At 66.0% G+C, this 17,238-nt stretch carries 12 protein-coding genes; 3 read left to right on the forward strand and 9 right to left on the reverse strand.

Annotated elements, in window-relative coordinates:
* Positions 1-4: 4 nt before the first annotated feature.
* The 3 genes from U0042_RS12200 (at position 5) to U0042_RS12210 (ending at position 4,543) form a co-directional block, all read left to right on the forward strand.
* Positions 5-1,615 carry an efflux transporter outer membrane subunit gene (locus U0042_RS12200; protein ID WP_114810996.1) on the forward strand — a complete coding sequence of 537 codons (1,611 nt, stop codon included), beginning with the start codon at positions 5-7 and terminating at the stop codon, positions 1,613-1,615.
* Between the two features lie 57 nt (positions 1,616-1,672).
* Positions 1,673-2,908: an EmrA/EmrK family multidrug efflux transporter periplasmic adaptor subunit gene (locus U0042_RS12205; RefSeq protein ID WP_114810997.1), complete on the forward strand. Its 1,236-nt coding sequence runs from the start codon at positions 1,673-1,675 to the stop codon at positions 2,906-2,908.
* A gap of 75 nt (positions 2,909-2,983) precedes the next feature.
* Positions 2,984-4,543 carry a DHA2 family efflux MFS transporter permease subunit gene (locus U0042_RS12210; RefSeq protein ID WP_114810998.1) on the forward strand — a complete coding sequence of 520 codons (1,560 nt, stop codon included), beginning with the start codon at positions 2,984-2,986 and terminating at the stop codon, positions 4,541-4,543.
* A 117-nt stretch (positions 4,544-4,660) separates the two neighbouring features.
* Here U0042_RS12210 and truB read toward each other — a convergent pair whose 3' ends face one another.
* From truB to U0042_RS12255, 9 genes are all read right to left on the reverse strand, one after another.
* Entirely contained in the window at positions 4,661-5,614 is a 954-nt protein-coding gene (truB, locus tag U0042_RS12215; protein WP_114810999.1) for a tRNA pseudouridine(55) synthase TruB, read from the reverse strand.
* Between the two features lie 11 nt (positions 5,615-5,625).
* Positions 5,626-5,994, reverse strand: a complete 369-nt coding sequence (gene rbfA / locus U0042_RS12220; protein WP_017776547.1) for a 30S ribosome-binding factor RbfA — start codon at positions 5,992-5,994, stop codon at positions 5,626-5,628.
* 130 nt (positions 5,995-6,124) lie between these two features.
* Complete coding sequence (gene infB / locus U0042_RS12225; protein ID WP_114811000.1) at positions 6,125-9,019, reverse strand: translation initiation factor IF-2; 2,895 nt, start codon at positions 9,017-9,019, stop codon at positions 6,125-6,127.
* Between the two features lie 123 nt (positions 9,020-9,142).
* Positions 9,143-10,618: a transcription termination factor NusA gene (gene nusA, locus U0042_RS12230; protein WP_017776545.1), complete on the reverse strand. Its 1,476-nt coding sequence runs from the start codon at positions 10,616-10,618 to the stop codon at positions 9,143-9,145.
* Positions 10,618-11,073 (reverse strand): ribosome maturation factor RimP, encoded by a 456-nt coding sequence (rimP, locus tag U0042_RS12235; RefSeq protein ID WP_114811172.1) that lies wholly within the window; start codon positions 11,071-11,073, stop codon positions 10,618-10,620. Before rimP ends, nusA begins: the two co-directional genes overlap by 1 nt.
* 326 nt (positions 11,074-11,399) lie before the next feature.
* Positions 11,400-13,151 (reverse strand): 23S rRNA pseudouridine(2605) synthase RluB, encoded by a 1,752-nt coding sequence (rluB, locus tag U0042_RS12240; RefSeq protein ID WP_114811001.1) that lies wholly within the window; start codon positions 13,149-13,151, stop codon positions 11,400-11,402.
* A 63-nt stretch (positions 13,152-13,214) separates the two neighbouring features.
* Complete coding sequence (gene scpB / locus U0042_RS12245) at positions 13,215-14,234, reverse strand: SMC-Scp complex subunit ScpB (RefSeq protein ID WP_114811002.1); 1,020 nt, start codon at positions 14,232-14,234, stop codon at positions 13,215-13,217.
* 427 nt (positions 14,235-14,661) lie between these two features.
* Positions 14,662-15,912: a pyridoxal phosphate-dependent aminotransferase gene (locus U0042_RS12250; protein WP_232833372.1), complete on the reverse strand. Its 1,251-nt coding sequence runs from the start codon at positions 15,910-15,912 to the stop codon at positions 14,662-14,664.
* 184 nt (positions 15,913-16,096) lie between these two features.
* Positions 16,097-16,999 (reverse strand): LysR family transcriptional regulator, encoded by a 903-nt coding sequence (locus U0042_RS12255; protein ID WP_114811003.1) that lies wholly within the window; start codon positions 16,997-16,999, stop codon positions 16,097-16,099.
* Positions 17,000-17,238: the final 239 nt, after the last annotated feature.

Consider the following 17,238-nt stretch of genomic DNA (forward strand, 5'->3'; position numbering starts at 1 on the left):
CGCAATGAAACCCTCATCCCTGTCTGCGCCCGCGCCGTCGTACCGGCGTATCGCCCTTGCCGCAGCAGCCGCGGCGACGGCGCTCGCCTTCTCCGGCTGCGCGAACTACTTCGGCATCAAGAGCGACAAGGCGATCGCCGAATCCACGCAGTACGAGTCCTCGCAGAGCATTCCCGCCCAGGGCGGGCAATGGCCCACGCTCGACTGGGCAAAGCAGTTCGGCGACCCGCAACTGTCCGCGCTGATCGACGAAGCGCTGGCGGGCAACCCCACCATCGCCCAGGCGCAGGCACGGCTCGCGAAGGCGCAGTCGTACATCGAAAGCTCGAAGTCGAATCTGTATCCCAAGGTGGAAGGCAGCTATTCGTGGACGCGCGAGCTGCTTTCCAGCAACGGGCTCTACCCGCCTCCGTACGGCGGCAACTGGTATAGCGAGAACAACGTGCTCGCCAGCGCCTCGTGGGAACTCGACGTCTGGGGCAAGAACCGCCAGCGGCTCGGTCAGGCCGTCTCGCAGGAAAAGGCGGCCGAGGCCGACATGCAGCAGGCGCGCGTCACGCTCGCCTCGTCCGTGGCGCGGACGTACAACCAGCTCGCCCAGCTTTATGCGCTGCGCGACATCGCGGCGCGCGAAATCGACAACCGCCGCACCATCGGGACGATCACGAACCAGCGTGTGACGGCCGGGCTCGACACCAACGTGGAGCGCGAGACGGCGAACGGCAACATCGCGACGAGCCAGGCCAACCTGAGCGACCTCGACGGCCAGATCCAGACCGTGCGCTACCAGTTGGGCGCCCTGCTCGGCAAGGGGCCGGACCGCGGCCTGCAGATCGCGCAGCCCACGCTCAATCCGCTCGCCAACGTCGCACTGCCCGACAACCTGCCCGCCGACCTGCTCGCGCGCCGGCCCGACATCGTCGCCGCGCGCTGGCAAGTGGAAGCCGCGACCCACGACGTGAAGGAAGCGAAGGCCGAGTTCTTCCCGGACATCAACCTGGCCGCCGGCTTCGGCTTCGACGCGTTCGGCTGGGGCCGCTTTCTGCGCGCCTCGAGCCGGCAGATTCAGGCCGGGCCGGCGATCCACCTGCCGATCTTCGATGCGGGCGCCCTGCGTGCCCAGCTGAAAGGCCGCTACGCCGACTTCGATCTGGACGTCGCCAACTACGACCAGACGCTCATCAACGCGCTCAACGACGTCGCCACGCAGGTCGCGTCGATCCGCTCGGCCGACCGGCAACTCATCGACGCGCAGCACGCGCTGGATGCCTCGACGAAGGCCTGGCAGCTCGCCGTGGTGCGCTATCGCGCCGGGCTGTCGCCGCAGTTGCAGGTGCTGAGCGCCGACCAGAACCGCCTCGCCGCGGAGCAGACCCTGACGAACCTCAACATGCGCCGCCGCGACATGCAGATCGCGCTCATCACGGCGCTGGGCGGCGGCTTCGATGCGAAGGACGCCGGGCTCGTGCCTCCCGTCGCCGTGAACGCGAACGGCGCGCCCTGGAGCCGCGAGCCGGCGCCGCCGGCCACGCAGTCTGGGGCGAACCCGCCGGGCGCAGCAGCAACGCCCACGACAACATCGGCAGCAAGCACGACCGCAACCGCGTCGAATTAAAGAACAGCCTCAAAGAACAATCGAACGAACAGCACGAAAGCACTGGAGAGCCCTGTCATGAGCACCCCGCAACAACCGGCGGCCAACCCGCAGCCCGCCAATGCCAACGGCAAACGCAAGCGCCTGATGGCGCTGCTCGTCGTCGTGATCCTGATCGCGGCAGTTGCCTACGGTCTTTACTACTTCCTCGATGCACGCTTTCACGAAAGCACCGACGACGCCTACGTGAACGGCAACGTCGTGCAGATCACGCCGCAGGTGACCGGCACGGTCGTCGCCGTGAAGGCCGACGACACGCAGACTGTGAAGGCCGGCGACCCGCTCGTCGTCCTCGACCCGGCCGACGCCCGCGTGGCGCTCGAGCAGGCCGAAGCGAACCTCGCGCAGACGGTGCGCCAGGTGCGCGGCCTCTTCGCCGACGACAGCCAATACGAAGCCCAGGTGGCCCAGCGCGAATCGGACCTGAAGCGCGCCCAGGACGACCTGCACCGCCGCATGCAGGTGGCGCAGACGGGCGCCGTGTCGCAGGAAGAAATCTCGCACGCACGCGATGCCGTCGCGAGCGCCCAGGCCGCGCTGAACGCCGCCGAGCAGCAGCTCGCCGCGAACCGCGCGCTCACTGCGAACACCACGATCTCGACGCATCCGAACGTAATGGCCGCCGCCGCGAAGGTCCGCGACGCGTATCTCGCCAACGCGCGCAACGTGCTGCCCGCGCCGGTGGACGGCTACGTCGCGAAGCGTTCGGTGCAGGTGGGCCAGCGCGTGTCGCCGGGTACGCCGCTGATGTCCGTGGTGCCGCTGAACGCAGTGTGGGTCGATGCGAACTTCAAGGAAGTCCAGCTGAACCACATGCGCATCGGCCAGCCGGTAGAAATGACGGCCGACGTCTACGGTTCGTCGGTGGTGTATCACGGCAAGGTGGTGGGCTTCTCGGCCGGCACCGGCTCGGCCTTCTCGCTGCTGCCGGCGCAGAACGCCACGGGCAACTGGATCAAGGTGGTGCAGCGCCTGCCGGTGCGCGTGGAAATCGATCCGGCCGACCTCGCGAAGCATCCGCTGCGTATCGGTCTTTCGATGCAGGTGGACGTGACCGTCAAGGACGAAAGCGGCGGCCAGCTCGGCAACGCGCAGAACACGGTCTACCAGACCAACGTGTTCGACCACTACGGCGCGGACGCCGACGCGGAAATCGCGCGCATCATCGCTGAAAACGCAGGCCCGAACGCGACCAGCAAGACGGCCGGCACGGCGCAAAAGGCGATGGCCTCGCGCGCCGTGAAGATGATGTAAGGGCAAGCCGCCCGCACGGCAACTTCTTACCCGAATACATCGGAAAGGGGCGCGCAAGCGCCCCTTCATGCTCTCATGTCCCAGCCACAAGCTGCTCACCCGCCGCTCTCCGGCGCGCAACTCGTGATCGGTACGATCGCGGTCTCGCTCGCGGTGTTCATGAACGTGCTCGACACGTCGATCGCGAACGTCTCGATTCCGTCCATTTCCGGCGACCTCGGTGTGTCCTCCGACCAGGGCACGTGGGTCATCACCTCGTTCGCCGTGGCGAACGCCATTTCGGTGCCGCTCACCGGCTGGCTCACCGACCGCATCGGTCAGGTGCGCCTTTTCATGGCGTCGATCGTGCTGTTCGTGATCTCGTCATGGATGTGCGGCCTCGCGCCCACGCTGCCGTTCCTGCTCGCCTCGCGCGTGATCCAGGGCGCCGTGGCCGGTCCGATGATTCCGCTCTCGCAGACGCTCCTGCTCGCCAGCTACCCGCGCGCGAAGGCGCCCATGGCGCTCTCGATGTGGGCCATGACGACGTTGATCGCGCCCGTGGCCGGCCCGATTCTCGGCGGCTGGATCTCGGACAACATCTCGTGGCCGTGGATCTTCTACGTGAACATTCCGGTGGGCACGGTGGCGGCACTCGCGACGTGGGCGATCTTCCGCCACCGCGATTCGATCGTGAAGAAGGCGCCCATCGACATGGTCGGCCTCGCGCTGCTCGTCACATGGGTAGGCTCGCTGCAGGTGATGCTCGACAAGGGCAAGGACCTCGACTGGTTTTCCTCCACGACGATCGTCGTGCTTGCGCTCGTCGCCGTGATCGCATTCGCGTTCTTCGTAGTCTGGGAGCTCACCGCCGACCACCCCGTGGTGGACCTCTCGCTCTTCAGCCTGCGCAACTTCACGGGCGGCACGGTGGCGCTCTCGGTGGGCTACGGGCTCTACTTCGGCAACCTCGTGCTACTGCCGCTGTGGCTGCAGACCGACATCGGCTACACGGCGACGGACGCCGGCCTCGTGATGGCGCCCGTGGGCCTCTTCGCGATCCTGCTCTCGCCGGTAACAGGCAAGATTTTGCCGCGCACGGACCCGCGCTACATCGCGACGGCGTCGTTCCTGATCTTCGCGCTGATCTTCTGGATGCGCTCGCTCTACACGACCGGCGTCGACACGTGGTCGCTCACGCTGCCGACGCTGATCCAGGGCATCGGCATGGCGGGGTTCTTCATTCCGCTCGTCTCGATCACGCTGTCGGGGTTGCCGGGCCATCGCATTCCGGCGGCGTCGGGCCTCTCCAACTTCGTGCGGATCATGTGCGGCGGCATCGGCACCTCGATCTTCCAGACGGCCTGGGATCATCGCTCGATCTTTCACCATGCGCAGCTTACCGAACAGGCCAATGCGTTCAACCCGACGTTCGACCAGTCGATGCGGCAAATGCAGGCCGCGGGTTTCACCGAGCCGCAGGCGCACGGCCTCTTCAACAACATGGTGACGCAGCAGGCTGCCCAGCTCGGCGTCAACGACCTGTTTTACGTGTCGGCAGGCATTTTCGTGGCGCTGATCGCACTAATCTGGATCACGCGCCCCGAACGCGCGGGCGGCGGGGATGCGGGCGCGGCGGCTTCGGCGGCGCATTGAACATCGGGCATTGAGGGCTGCGGCCCAGGTGAACAAAAAAGGCTTTGCTGCACTTCGGTATGTGGGCAGCAACGCCTTTTGTTTTGCCGTTACCTGCGGGCCTTGACGCGTCGGTTCCTACGAAGCGGCCGTCACGACGAGACGTTCCGGCGCCAGCACACCGTCGCGTGCGTTCGCGACACCGAGCAGCCGGCCGTCGTCGCCATATACGCGCACGCGCGATGCCTCCGTGGTGTCGGTAAGGGCATCGTCGAGCGTCAACTCGTCCAGACGCAACTGCTGGCCGTGCAGAAAACGCTTCGTCGCGACGGCATTGAGATGCACCGCCGCGAACGTGCTGAGCAGCGCATCCACGGGCTGCAGCCAGGCGTCGCGCGTGGCTTCGGGCGCGTCGGAGAGCGCGTCCAATGTGACCGCGTGCTCGAGCGTCAGCACGCCGACACCCGTGCGGCGCAGCGCGACCAGATGTGCCCCGCAGCCCAACGCCTCGCCGATATCCTCGGCGAGCGTGCGCACGTACGTGCCCTTGCTGCACGTCACGCGAAACGTCACGTCGGGCAGCGCGCACGCGATCAGCTCGAGCGCGTGAATCGTCACGCGCCGGCCCTCACGCTCCACGACCCGCCCTGCCCGCGCGTATTCGTAGAGCGGCTTGCCGTCGCGCTTGAGCGCCGAATACATCGGTGGCACCTGAACGATCTCGCCGCGAAAGTTCTCTAGCGCGCGCCGCACGTCGGCCTCGTCGCAGTGGACATCGCGCGTGGCGATCACCTCGCCTTCGGCATCGCCCGTCGCCGTGCGAATACCGAGACGCATCGTGGCCTCGTAGGTCTTGTCGGCCTCGAGCAGGTCTTGCGAAAACTTGGTGGCTTCGCCGAAGCACAGCGGCAGCAGGCCCGACGCGAGCGGATCGAGCGTGCCCGTGTGCCCCGCTTTCTTCGCGAGGAAAAGACGCTTCGCGCGAATGAGCGCATCGTTGCTGGACAGCCCCACGGGCTTGTCCAGCAGCAGCACGCCATCGAGCGCGCGGCGCGGCAGCTTCGGCCGCGGAGTTCCGGAAGATGCAGTCATGCGTGCGCGGCTCAGTCGTCCTTCGCGCGCGTGGCATTCGCCTCGTCGATGAGACGCGACATTTCGACGGCCTGCTCGATCGTCTTGTCGTAGAAGAAGTGCAGCGTGGGCACGGTATGGATGTGCAGGCGCTTGAAAAGCAGGTTGTGCAGGTGACCGGCCGCGTGGTTGAGCGCCTGCCGCGTTTGCTCGGGGTCGCCCGTGAGCGTCGTGAAATAGACTTTCGCGTGCGCGTAGTCCGGCGTGAGTTCAACGCTCTGGATCGTGACGAGACCGACGCGCGGGTCCTTGACCTCGCGACTCACGAGTTCGGAAAGGTCGCGCTGAATCTGGTCAGCAATCTGTACGTTGCGATTGGGGGAAGTGCGTTTCTTCGCCATGGTGAATCCGTAAGCCGTTCATCGGCTGAGGGGCGGGCGCGCCTCGTCAGAAAGGCACGGCGCGCGGCGCCCAAAAACAAAGGGCGGAGCCGGCTTGCGCCCGCCCCGCCCGGATGCGTAGCGCCTGGTATTACAGCGTACGCGCCACTTCGGTGATCTCGAACACTTCGAACTGATCGCCTTCGACGATATCGTTGAAGTTCTTGATCGACATACCGCACTCGAAGCCCTGCTTCACTTCCTTGACGTCGTCCTTGAAGCGCTTCAGCGAGTCGAGCTCGCCAGTGTGGATGACCACGTTGTTGCGCAGCACGCGCACCGAAGACGTGCGCTTGACCACACCGTCCGTAACCATACAGCCGGCCACCGTGCCGACCTTCGGCACCTTGAAGACCTGACGGACCTCGACCATGCCGGTCACGGTCTCGCGCTTCTCCGGCGCCAGCATGCCGGACATGGCCGCCTTCACCTCATCCACAGCGTCGTAGATGATGTTGTAGTAGCGGATATCCACGCCGTTGGTCTCGGCCAGCTTGCGCGCCTGAGCGTCGGCCCGCGTGTTGAAGCCGATGATGACCGCCTTCGAAGCCGTTGCCAGGTTGACGTCGCTTTCCGTGATGCCACCCACGGCGCCGTGCACGATCTGCACGCGCACTTCGTCGGTGGACAGCTTGAGCAGCGCATGCACCAGCGCTTCCTGCGAGCCCTGCACGTCGGCCTTGACGATGAGCGGCAGGTTCTGGACTTCGCCCTCGCCCATCTGCTCCAGCATGCTTTCGAGCTTCGCGGCCTGCTGCTTCGCCAGCTTCACGTCGCGGAACTTGCCTTGACGGAACAGAGCGATTTCGCGCGCCTTGCGCTCGTCCGGCAGCACGATGACTTCCTCGCCTGCGGCCGGCACTTCCGAGAGACCCTGAATTTCGACCGGGATCGACGGGCCGGCTTCCCTCGCCGGCTTGCCGGTTTCGTCGAGCATCGCACGCACGCGGCCATAGGCGCTGCCTGCCAGCACGACGTCGCCGCGGCTCAGCGTACCGGACTGCACGAGCACCGTTGCAACCGGGCCCTTGCCCTTGTCGAGCTTCGCTTCGATCACGAGGCCCTTGGCCGGCGCATCGACCGGTGCCGTGAGTTCCAGCACTTCGGCCTGCAGCAGCACGTTTTCGAGCAGATCGTCGATGCCGGCGCCGGTCTTGGCGGACACCGGCACGAACGGCGAATCGCCGCCGTATTCTTCCGGCACGACGCCTTCGGCGACGAGCTCCTGCTTCACGCGCTCAGGATTCGCGTCCGGCTTGTCGATCTTGTTGATGGCCACGACGAGCGGCACGCCGGCCGCCTTCGCGTGCGCGATGGCTTCCTTCGTCTGCGGCATGACGCCGTCGTCGGCCGCCACCACGAGAATCACGATGTCCGTCGCTTTCGCGCCGCGGGCACGCATGGCCGTGAAGGCCTCGTGACCCGGCGTGTCGAGGAACGTGATCACGCCGCGCGGCGTTTCGACGTGGTAAGCGCCGATGTGCTGCGTGATGCCACCCGCTTCGCCCGCCGCCACCTTCGCGCGGCGGATGTAGTCGAGCAGCGAGGTCTTGCCGTGGTCCACGTGGCCCATCACCGTGACGACCGGCGGACGCGGCAGCATTTCCGCGTCGGAGGCCTCGCCTTCGACAAGGAGCGCTTCCGGGTCGTCGAGCTTGGCCGCAACCGCACGGTGGCCCAGTTCTTCGACGACGATCATCGCCGTTTCCTGGTCGAGCACCTGGTTGATCGTGACCATCTGGCCGAGCTTCATCATGACCTTGATGACTTCGGACGCTTTCACCGACATCTTGTGAGCCAGGTCGGCCACCGTGATGGTTTCCGGCACATGCACTTCGCGCACGATCGGCTCGGTGGGCGCCTGGAAGGCCGAACCCGCATCCTGATGCTTGCCCCGGCCCTTCGGACCGCCACGCCAGCCGCGATCCACGCCGCCGCTGGTATCGCCGCGCGTCTTGATGCCGCGACGCTTGGCGGCATCGTCCTGCCAGCCGCCCTTGCCGCCGGGCTTCTTGGCGCGATCGCCTGCCGGCGCCGTGGGCGACGCGGGCGTTGCGGCCGGTGCCGGTGCGCCGGCTTTCTTGACTGCGGGGCGCGCAACTTCGCCGGCCGGACGCGCGGGCTTGTGCAGCGTACCCTTCGCCTCGGCGGCTTTGGGTGCCTCGACCGGCTTCGCCGGTTCCGGCGCCTTCACCTGCGCCTTGCGCGGCGTGTTCATCATTTCGCGGATCGCGCGTGCCTCGGCTTCCGCAGCGGCGCGGCGGCGAGCGATCTCTTCCTGCTCGGCGCGCGCCTTCTCGGATGCCTCGCGGGCAGCGTCTTCGGCCTTCTTCGCCGCTTCACGCTGGGCCGCGCGCTCGGCTGCGGCGCGTGCTTCGTCCTGTTCGGTCGTCGCCGTACGTTCGGCTTCGACCGTCTGCGCAGCCAGCTCGCGGGCTGCCGCTTCGGCCGCCGCGCGCTTCTTCGCCGCTTCCTCTTCGGCACGGCGGCGCTCGGCTTCAGCCGCTTCTTCGCGAGCGCGACGCTCCGCTTCTTCGCGTTCCAGCCGCTCCTGACGCTCCCTCAATTCCTGAGCCTGCTTCTCGAGCAGCTCGGCTTCACGGCGCGCCTGTTCCTCACGGCGCTGGAGCTCGAGTTCGTCCTCAGCGGTCGCATGATTCGATGCCTCGGCCTGTTCGGCCGACTCGTCGCGGCGGACGAACGTACGCTTCTTGCGCACTTCGACCTGAATGGTGCGAGCCTTACCCGTCGCGTCGGACTGCTTGATCTCCGACGTATGCCGGCGCGTCAGCGTGATCTTGCGCTTGTCGCCGTCGGTGGAACCGTGGGACTTGCGCAAGTGGTCGAGCAGACGCGCCTTGTCCGTCTCGGACAGGGCATCGTCTTCGCTCGCTTTCTGGACGCCTGCCGCCTGCAACTGCTCGAGCAGGACGCCAGCAGGCATTTTCAGTTCCGCGGCAAATTGGGCTACGTTGTTACTCGCCATTCATTCCTCTTGATGCAAGGATCCATTCCTTGCGGTTGACATCGGATCGTGCGGCCCTTCGACATCCGGCCGCGTCAGGTTCAGTGCTTCATGGTCGGGTCCCGTTCAGGTCCTGGTCATCTTTCACTGGAACCAGTGTTCACGTGCTTTCATGATCAACGCCTTGGCGGCGTCCTCTTCCATTCCTGTCATCTCGACCAGTTCGTCGACTGCCAGCTCCGCGAGGTCGTCGCGCGTATGGATCTGTTGCTCGGCGAGCTTCGCGAGAAGGTCCGCGTCCATGCCGTCGAGGCTCTTCAGGTCGAGCACGGCGCTCTCCACCTTCTCTTCGTTGGCGATCGCCATCGTGAGAAGCGCGTCGCGTGCGCGGTTGCGCAGCTCGTGCACCGTGTCCTCGTCGAACGCCTCGATTTCGAGCATCTCGTTGAGCGGCACGTAGGCGATCTCTTCGAGGCTCGTAAAGCCTTCGTCGATCAGGATGTCGGCGACTTCCTCGTCCACGTCGAGCCGCGCCATGAACAGATCGCGCAGAACCGTACGTTCCTGGTTCTGCTTCTGCGCGGATTCGTCCGGCGTCATGATGTTGATCTGCCAGCCGGTGAGCTCGCTGGCAAGCCGCACGTTCTGGCCGCTACGGCCAATCGCGACAGCCAGTTCGCTTTCGTCGACGACGACGTCCATCGAATGCTTTTCCTCGTCGACGACGATCGACTGGACAGCAGCCGGCGCGAGCGCGCCGATAACGAACTGGGCGGGATCTTCCGACCATAGCACGATGTCGACGTTTTCGCCACCGAGCTCATTGCGCACGGCCTGCACACGCGAGCCGCGAATACCGACGCAGGTGCCGATCGGATCGATACGCTTGTCGTACGCCACGACGCCGATTTTCGCGCGAACGCCGGGATCGCGTGCGGCGGCCTTGATCTCCAGCAGGCCCTGCTCGATCTCCGGCACTTCCATCTCGAAAAGCTTCACGAGGAATTCGGGCGCCGTGCGCGACAGCTCGATCTGCGGACCACGCGCCGTGCGGTCGACCTTCGCGATCCAGGCGCGCACGCGGTCGCCCACACGCAGGTTTTCCTTCGGAATCAGCTGGTCGCGGCGCAGCAGCGCTTCGACACGGCCCGACTCGACGATGAAGTTGCCTTTGTCGAGACGCTTGACGGACCCCGTCATGATGCTTTCGCCGCGCTCGAGGAAGTCGTTCAGGATCTGTTCGCGCTCCGCGTCGCGCACCTTCTGCAGGATCACCTGCTTGGCGGCCTGCGCGCCGATGCGGCCGAACTCGATGGACGGCACCGGTTCCTCGATGTAGTCGTCCACCTGCGCGTCGGGCTTCTGCTCGCGCGCTTCGAACAGCAGGATTTCCTGGTCCGGCTCCTGGAGGCCCGCCTCGTCCGGCACGACGCGCCAGCGGCGATACGTCTCGTGCTCGCCGCTTTCCCGGTCGATATGGACGCGGATGTCCGCGTTTTCGTCGAAGAGTTTCTTCGATGCCGATGCAAGCGCCGCTTCAAGGGCGGCAAAGACCACGTCCTTGTCGACATTCTTCTCGCGTGCCAGCGCATCCACCAGCATCAACACTTCGCGACTCATTATTTGCGGCTCCTAAAGTCAACTTTGGGCACAAGGCGCGCGCGGTCGATATCCGCGAGCGTGAAATCGAGCATTGCAGCGCCTTCTTTCCCTTCGAATTCCAGACCGATCGTTTCACCGTCGGGAGCATGCAGGATGCCCCGGTACGATTTCCGTCCGTCCAATGGCTTTTTCAGCGTGATCACCACTTCGCTTCCCGCGAAGCGTTCGAAGTCCGCCAGCTTCTTGAGCGGGCGGTCGAGACCGGGCGACGAAACCTCGAGCCGTTCGTAGTCGATGTTTTCGACCGTCAGGACGTGCTGCAACTGACGCGTGACCTTTTCGCAATCTTCGATCGCAATGCCCTGGGGCTGGTCGATATACACGGTCAGCATGCCGCGCCCGGTGCGTTCGAGATCGACCAGTTCGTAGCCGAGGCCCGAGACCGTGGTTTCTATCAGTTCCGTCAATTGCACAATGCCCACTCCAGATGTTCGCGCGACAAGCCTGCGAACATCTCGCGCGGGCTGCGCACCAGGCGGGCGCGCCCGTTCCGTTCCCGCCCGACCCGAGATGCCCAACCGTTTCGACCAAAAAAAAATGGGCTGAACGCCCATCTTCTTCTAACCGGTGGTCGCACCTGAGCCGCACATCGTGAAACCGCGCGCCCAGCGACTTCGCAATTGTAGCCTTTTTCCGATATGAACGCAAACCGGCAAGGCTTCCCGATGCTTGACCATATGGGGCGACACGCCTTGATTCTCAAGGGTTTTCACTTCGAGTTTCGCGCCGCCCCCGTGCGTCAGTGACCGCGAGAGCGGTTGCGCTGCGGTCCGCGCTGTCCACCGCGCTGCCCGCCCGTACCGTTGCTGCCTGAACGGCGGTTGCCGCCGGCATTGGCGTTCGGATTGGCTTTCGGGGCGGCTTTGCCCGAGGCGCGCTTGGCCGGAGCCGGCGCCCGGTTGCCGTCGACATCGCGCCCCCCGCGACCGCCTTGTCCGCCCATGCCGCCGCGACTGCCCGCGTGGCCACCGCGGCCACCGTAACCTTGCCCGGCGTTATTGCCGAAGCCGCCGACACCGCCGCCCATCCCGCCCGCGCCGCCTCGACGGCCTTGACGCGGCTGGTTGAAGTTGCCGTGCGCGGTCAACACAGGCTCCTTGTGGATGAAGCCCATCGACGTCTCCATCGGGTCCGGCTGGCGGCGCTCCGGTGCGCCGTTGCGACCACCCTTCTCCTCGACAGGCGCCTTCAGGCCCACCGACGACATCAGGCTGCGCACCTGGTTGTCCTCGAGTTCCTCCCAACGGCCGCGCTTCAGGCCGCGCGGCAGCGAGATCGGGCCGTGCCGCGTGCGAATGAGCCGGCTCACCATCAGACCGACCGCCTCGAACATGCGCCGCACCTCGCGGTTACGGCCTTCGGCGAGCGCGACGTGATACCAGTGATTCGTCCCTTCGCCGCCGCCGTCGCGAATACGCAGGAAGTTCGCGGGACCATCGTCGAGTTCGACGCCACGCAAGAGTTTCTGACGCGAACCTTCGGTCAGCTCGCCCACCACCCGCACCGCGTACTCACGCTCCACGCTATAACGGGGATGCATGAACCGGTTGGCGAGGTCGCCGGAGGTCGTCAGCATCAGCAGACCCTCGGTATTGAAGTCGAGGCGGCCCACTGCGAGCCACTTGGCCGTCTTCATGGGCGGCAGCTTGTCGAAGACCGACGCACGGCCTTCGGGGTCGGCATGGCTCACGATCTCGCCCGCGGGCTTGTGGTAGAGCAGCACCCGCGGCGGCTTGCTTTGCAGCTTGCGCTTGACGGGCTTGCCGTTGATGCGGACCTGGTCGGTCGGCAGGATGCGCTGGCCGATGTGCGCGGGCTCGCCGTTCACCGAAACGCGACCGGCGATGATGAGCTCTTCCATCTCGCGGCGCGAGCCCATGCCGGCCTCGGCAAGAACCTTATGGAGCTTGGGTGCGTCGTCGTCCGGGGAGAGCACGCGCTTGGGCGCCTGCGGACGGCCGCGGCGCAGCATCGGCGCACGCACGCCCGAACCCGGTGTACTGTTGTCGGCGTCGAAAGCCGGGGACGTCACATAGAGGAACAGGTCGTCCTGGGCGGCGCCGTCCCCGCTCGCGCCCGCCGAACCCTGCTGACCTTGCGGAGCGTCACCCTGACCGCGACCCTGGCCTTTCTGACGCTTGCCCGCGGATGCGTTGCGACGCCCGCCTTCGGGCTTCGGCCCCTTCTCCTTGCGCGGCGCGCGCACCTGAGCGACGACGACGCCGTCGGGCGGTGCTTCCGTAACGGCTGCGGGCGCGGACTGTTCGGCCCCACCTTCGGCATTCTTCGCCTTCGCGCCTGCCCGGCGGCGAGCAATCAGACTGCGCGGCCCCCGGCGCAGGCCACGGCGCGGACGATCCTCGCCCTGCCCGCCCTGGCCTTGCGCGCCATCGGCGCCGGTCGTCACGTTTTGCTCGCCGGCTTGAGCCGGTTGCGCGGCACGCCCGGACTCGGACGCCCCGGTCGAATCGGTGTCATGGGTATGTGTCAAAACAACCTCGAAATGTCAGGTCGCGCGCGCCCCTTGCGGGCGCGGCACAGGTGTTTGTTCGGATCAGGCGTTACGGGACGCGGCTTCGGGGCTGACCGGTGTGTCCCGATCCTGCTCCGCGTCGCGGCCGTCTTGCGGCGCTTCGTCGGCGTCCTGCTCCGGACGGTGTCCGTAAGCAGTTGCCTCGCCGTGTTCGCCGTTGGCCTCGCGCACGGCGGATTCGCCCCGCGCAGCGTCAACGTTCTCGTCGTCCGCCGGCCCCTTGCCGGCCAGAGACGGTTCATCGCCGGCAGACTCGCTGCCGGCAATCGATTCTTGTGTTTCGGTACTGCTACCGTTGCCGGCCTCAGCCGCATGCAACGGCGCTTGAGGCACATCGGCGGACGGAATCTCTTCGGCTTGCGCCAGTTGGCTCGAGGCTCCGGTCGTGACGCTTTCGTGCGCCGCCTCCGCCATCTCAACGCCGTTACCGCTCTGAACTTCGTTTTCGCCCGCAGCCTCCGCCGCAGCTTCAGCCTCGTCGGCGAAGTCGATGGCACTTTGACCCAGCATCTCGACATTGAGCTGTGCGGACGGGTCATCCAGCGGCGGCAGTTCTTCGAGCGACGTCAGGCCCAGGTCGTCGAGAAACTGGCGCGTCGTGGCGTACAACGCTGGACGGCCCGGCACATCGCGATGTCCAATCACCTCGATCCAGCCGCGATCTTCGAGCTGCTTGACGACCTGCGTATTCACCGTGACGCCGCGAATCTCTTCGATATCGCCGCGCGTGACCGGCTGCCGGTATGCAATGATCGCCAGCGTTTCAAGCACGGCTCGCGAGTATTTGGGCGGCTTCTCGGGATGCAGCCGGTCGAGGTACGGGCGCATTGCCGGCTTGCTCTGAAAGCGCCAGCCCGAAGCGAGGCCGACCAGTTCGACGCCCCGCCCCGACCAGTCATGCCTGAGATCTTCGAGCAATGTGCGTACCGCGTCGGCGGAAACGCCGTCGGCAAACAGCTTGCGCAAATCACCGATCTTGAGCGGCTCCTGCGCGCAAATCAAAGCAGTCTCGAGGACGATCTTCGCCTCTTGAGTATTCATGCAGCCAGGTCAGACCTTATGTCAGGTTCAGGAAACCGGATCAGACAGACGAAATGGAACTGGAGACGCGCTCGCCCGATTTCTGATCGGTCATATTGATGGGAGCACGCGCCGGGGGGCCGTGAAGCGGGCTTTGTAGCCAGACCCAGCCGGACGGAGCAGCGAAATTCCTTAGGCAGGACTCGCGTGACTGAGCGCCATCTTACGCAAAAACCTCCGGTGCGTAAAGACGAAATCCCCGGCGCACCGTGAAGGCGTTCAGCCGCGTTCACAAAGGCGCCAAAGCCGCATCGACATGGGCCGATCGGCCTTATGCGCATGGCATCGGGCGGCGCAAGCAGACCGCCTTGTACGCGCTGAACCGGGAGACTGAGGCCGCGTCGATGCTCACACTGCATTCACACGACTATCGGCCGCCACGCCCTCATCAGCGCAGACCGTGTTGCGCGAGAAACCGCGCCAGCCGCTCGACGCCGACGTCGAGTCGCGCCAGATCACACGCGTAGCACCACCGCACGAACCCTTCGCCCTCGGGGCCGAACGCACTGCCCGGCGCGAGCCCAAGATGGGCCTCGCGCACCAGCGCCTTGCACAGCTCGAGACTGTTCTGCCCTCCCGGCACCGGAAAGAACAGGTACATGGCGCCGGCCGGCACTTTCACGTCGATGCCGGCGTGCTCGCGAAGCAGGCGAGCCAGGTGATCGCGCGAGGCGCGCAGACTGGCGACGAGTTCGAGCGTAAAGTCCGCGCCCTGCTCGATCGCGGCGATACCGGCGCGCTGCACGAATTCGGGCGCGCACGACGTGTTGTACTCCACCAGCTTGCCGAGGTCGTCCATCAGCGCTCGCGGCGCGACGATCCAGCCGAGGCGCCAGCCCGTCATCAGCCATGCTTTCGAAAACGAGTTGACGCAAATGACACGCTCCTCGCGCCCCGCGAGGTCGAGAAACGAAGGGGCCGTCAGGGCACCCGGCTCGCCGTAATAGAGGCGCTCGTAGACTTCGTCGGCGACGATCCAGATGCCGTACCTTCGGCAGTGATCGAGCACCGCCTGCTGGTCTTCCCGACTCATCACCCAACCCGTCGGGTTGTTCGGCGAGTTGATCATGAGCAGCTTCGTGTCCGGCGTGAGAGCGGCCAGCAGCCGGTCGAGATCGAGCGTCCAGCCGGCCGCGCCGTAGTTCAGCGCCACGGTTTCCACGCGCGCGCCGAGAATCTTCGGAATCTCGACGATGTTCGGCCACAGCGGCGTCACCGTGACGACGCGATCGCCGGCGCCGGCGACGAGTTGCGCCGCGAGCATCAGCGCATTGACGCCCGCGCTCGTCACGGCCACGTGGTCCGACGACGTCTCGCCGTGCAGGCCGCTCACGTAACGCGCAATCGACGCACGCAGCGGCGCGATGCCGAGGTTGTGCGTGTAGAACGTCCCGCCCGCGGCGAGCGACGCGCTCGCCGCGTCGCGGATGAACGCCGGCGTCACCCGGTCCGACTCGCCGAACCAGAACGGCAACACGTCATCGAGCCCGAAACCGGCGTTCGCCACCTCGCGGATCTGCGAAGGCCGCAGGTCGCGCACGGCATCGCGGGCACGAGGCGCGCCCGACGCGGGGGAAGGGAAAGGGGTGGACGCATCCAGCGCAGCGGAGCTTCGCAACGACGGATCGAGCTCGTTCATCGACGCACTCATTCAGGTTCTCATTGGGCAACGCGCCCGTCGGTTTCCGGGAAAGCCGCCAGTGTAACGCGCCTTACGGCCAGCTCACGTGCACGTCCGCACAGGCGATTCAGGCCCGGTCTCTCGCAGTGAACGTCACGGGACATTCGAACGGCGGACTGTGCCTGCGCTGCATCGCGCGATCTCACTCCAGGTCTTCGGCGCGCTTCGGCATCTGTCCGATGAGCGCCCAGACCGCCTCCGCGGCCGGAGACAGCGAGCGGTCGCGCCGGCGCACGAGCGCGACAGTACGCTCCGCGCGCGGTACGAGCGGCCGCGCCACGAGCGACGACCCAGCCGGCAGCGGCAGCGCGAGCCATGGCAGCACGCTCAGGCCGATGCCCGCCTCGACGAGGCCGTACACCGTCGCCGAATGCCCTAATTCCTGAGCCACCGTGACGTGCACGCCCTGCTCGTTCATCACGGCGTCGATGATGGGGCGGCTGCCGGAAGCCTGATCGAGCATGACCAGTTGCTCGCCATCGAGATCCTTCCAGGCCACCTCACGGCGCCCCGCCAAGGCGTGGTCGTGACGCATGACCACGCAGAACGAATCGGTCATGACCGTCTCGCTCGTCAGGTCCTCGGCCGCAAACGGTCCGATGATCACGCCGAAATCCACCTCGCCCGAGCGCACCTTGCGCACCACATCGCTCTGCACGTCGTCGCGCAGGCCGAGCGCGACATACGGAAACTGCCGCCCGCATGCCGCGATGACGCGCGGCATCAGCCGGCACGCGACGGTCGGACTCGCCGCGACGACCACGCGCCCGCGCCGCTGCTCACCGATCTCGCGAACTTCGCGCAACGTATCGTCGAGGTCGGCAAGCAGGCGCGACACGCTCGCGACGAGATTGGCGCCGACGTCCGTGAGCTGCACGTCGCGCGTGGTGCGATCGATCAGCTTCAGGCCGATTTCCGCCTCCAGTTCACGCACGCAGCGACTTACGGCGGACTGGGTGAGCCCGATCTCGTCGCCGGCGCGGCTGAAGCTCTGCCGCCGGGCGACTTCGATGAACACCCGCAACTGCCGCAGCGTCACATTCATTGCGCCATCTCATGAGTGGAGTTGATTGATGCGCATTCTACCCTGTCGCCGTGCCGCGCCGGCGGCATGTGGCCGCCGGTCTGTCCTGCATCGAAAAACAGGCCAACGGTGCACAACTATTCGCGGCAATGCAGCAATAGAGCGCAAACGCACGCTGGACGAGCCTTACTGCACAAGATTGGTGATTGTCCCGATTTGCGGGATGTGCATTTTGGATTCTTATACGCCCCTGGCTAGCG

It is taken from the genome of Paraburkholderia kururiensis, from assembly GCF_034424375.1.
GTDB lineage: Bacteria > Pseudomonadota > Gammaproteobacteria > Burkholderiales > Burkholderiaceae > Paraburkholderia > Paraburkholderia kururiensis_A.

Excerpts from the sequence above, each read along its gene's own strand:
- U0042_RS12200 (WP_114810996.1), top strand. The coding sequence starts at position 5 with ATGAAACCCTCATCCCTGTCTGCGCCCGCGCCGTCGTACCGGCGTATC.
- U0042_RS12205 (WP_114810997.1), top strand. The coding sequence starts at position 1,673 with ATGAGCACCCCGCAACAACCGGCGGCCAACCCGCAGCCCGCCAATGCC.
- U0042_RS12210 (WP_114810998.1), top strand. The coding sequence starts at position 2,984 with ATGTCCCAGCCACAAGCTGCTCACCCGCCGCTCTCCGGCGCGCAACTC.
- truB (WP_114810999.1), bottom strand. The coding sequence starts at position 5,614 with ATGACTGCATCTTCCGGAACTCCGCGGCCGAAGCTGCCGCGCCGCGCG.
- rbfA (WP_017776547.1), bottom strand. The coding sequence starts at position 5,994 with ATGGCGAAGAAACGCACTTCCCCCAATCGCAACGTACAGATTGCTGAC.
- infB (WP_114811000.1), bottom strand. The coding sequence starts at position 9,019 with ATGGCGAGTAACAACGTAGCCCAATTTGCCGCGGAACTGAAAATGCCT.
- nusA (WP_017776545.1), bottom strand. The coding sequence starts at position 10,618 with ATGAGTCGCGAAGTGTTGATGCTGGTGGATGCGCTGGCACGCGAGAAG.
- scpB (WP_114811002.1), bottom strand. The coding sequence starts at position 14,234 with ATGAATACTCAAGAGGCGAAGATCGTCCTCGAGACTGCTTTGATTTGC.
- U0042_RS12250 (WP_232833372.1), bottom strand. The coding sequence starts at position 15,912 with ATGAACGAGCTCGATCCGTCGTTGCGAAGCTCCGCTGCGCTGGATGCG.
- U0042_RS12255 (WP_114811003.1), bottom strand. The coding sequence starts at position 16,999 with ATGAATGTGACGCTGCGGCAGTTGCGGGTGTTCATCGAAGTCGCCCGG.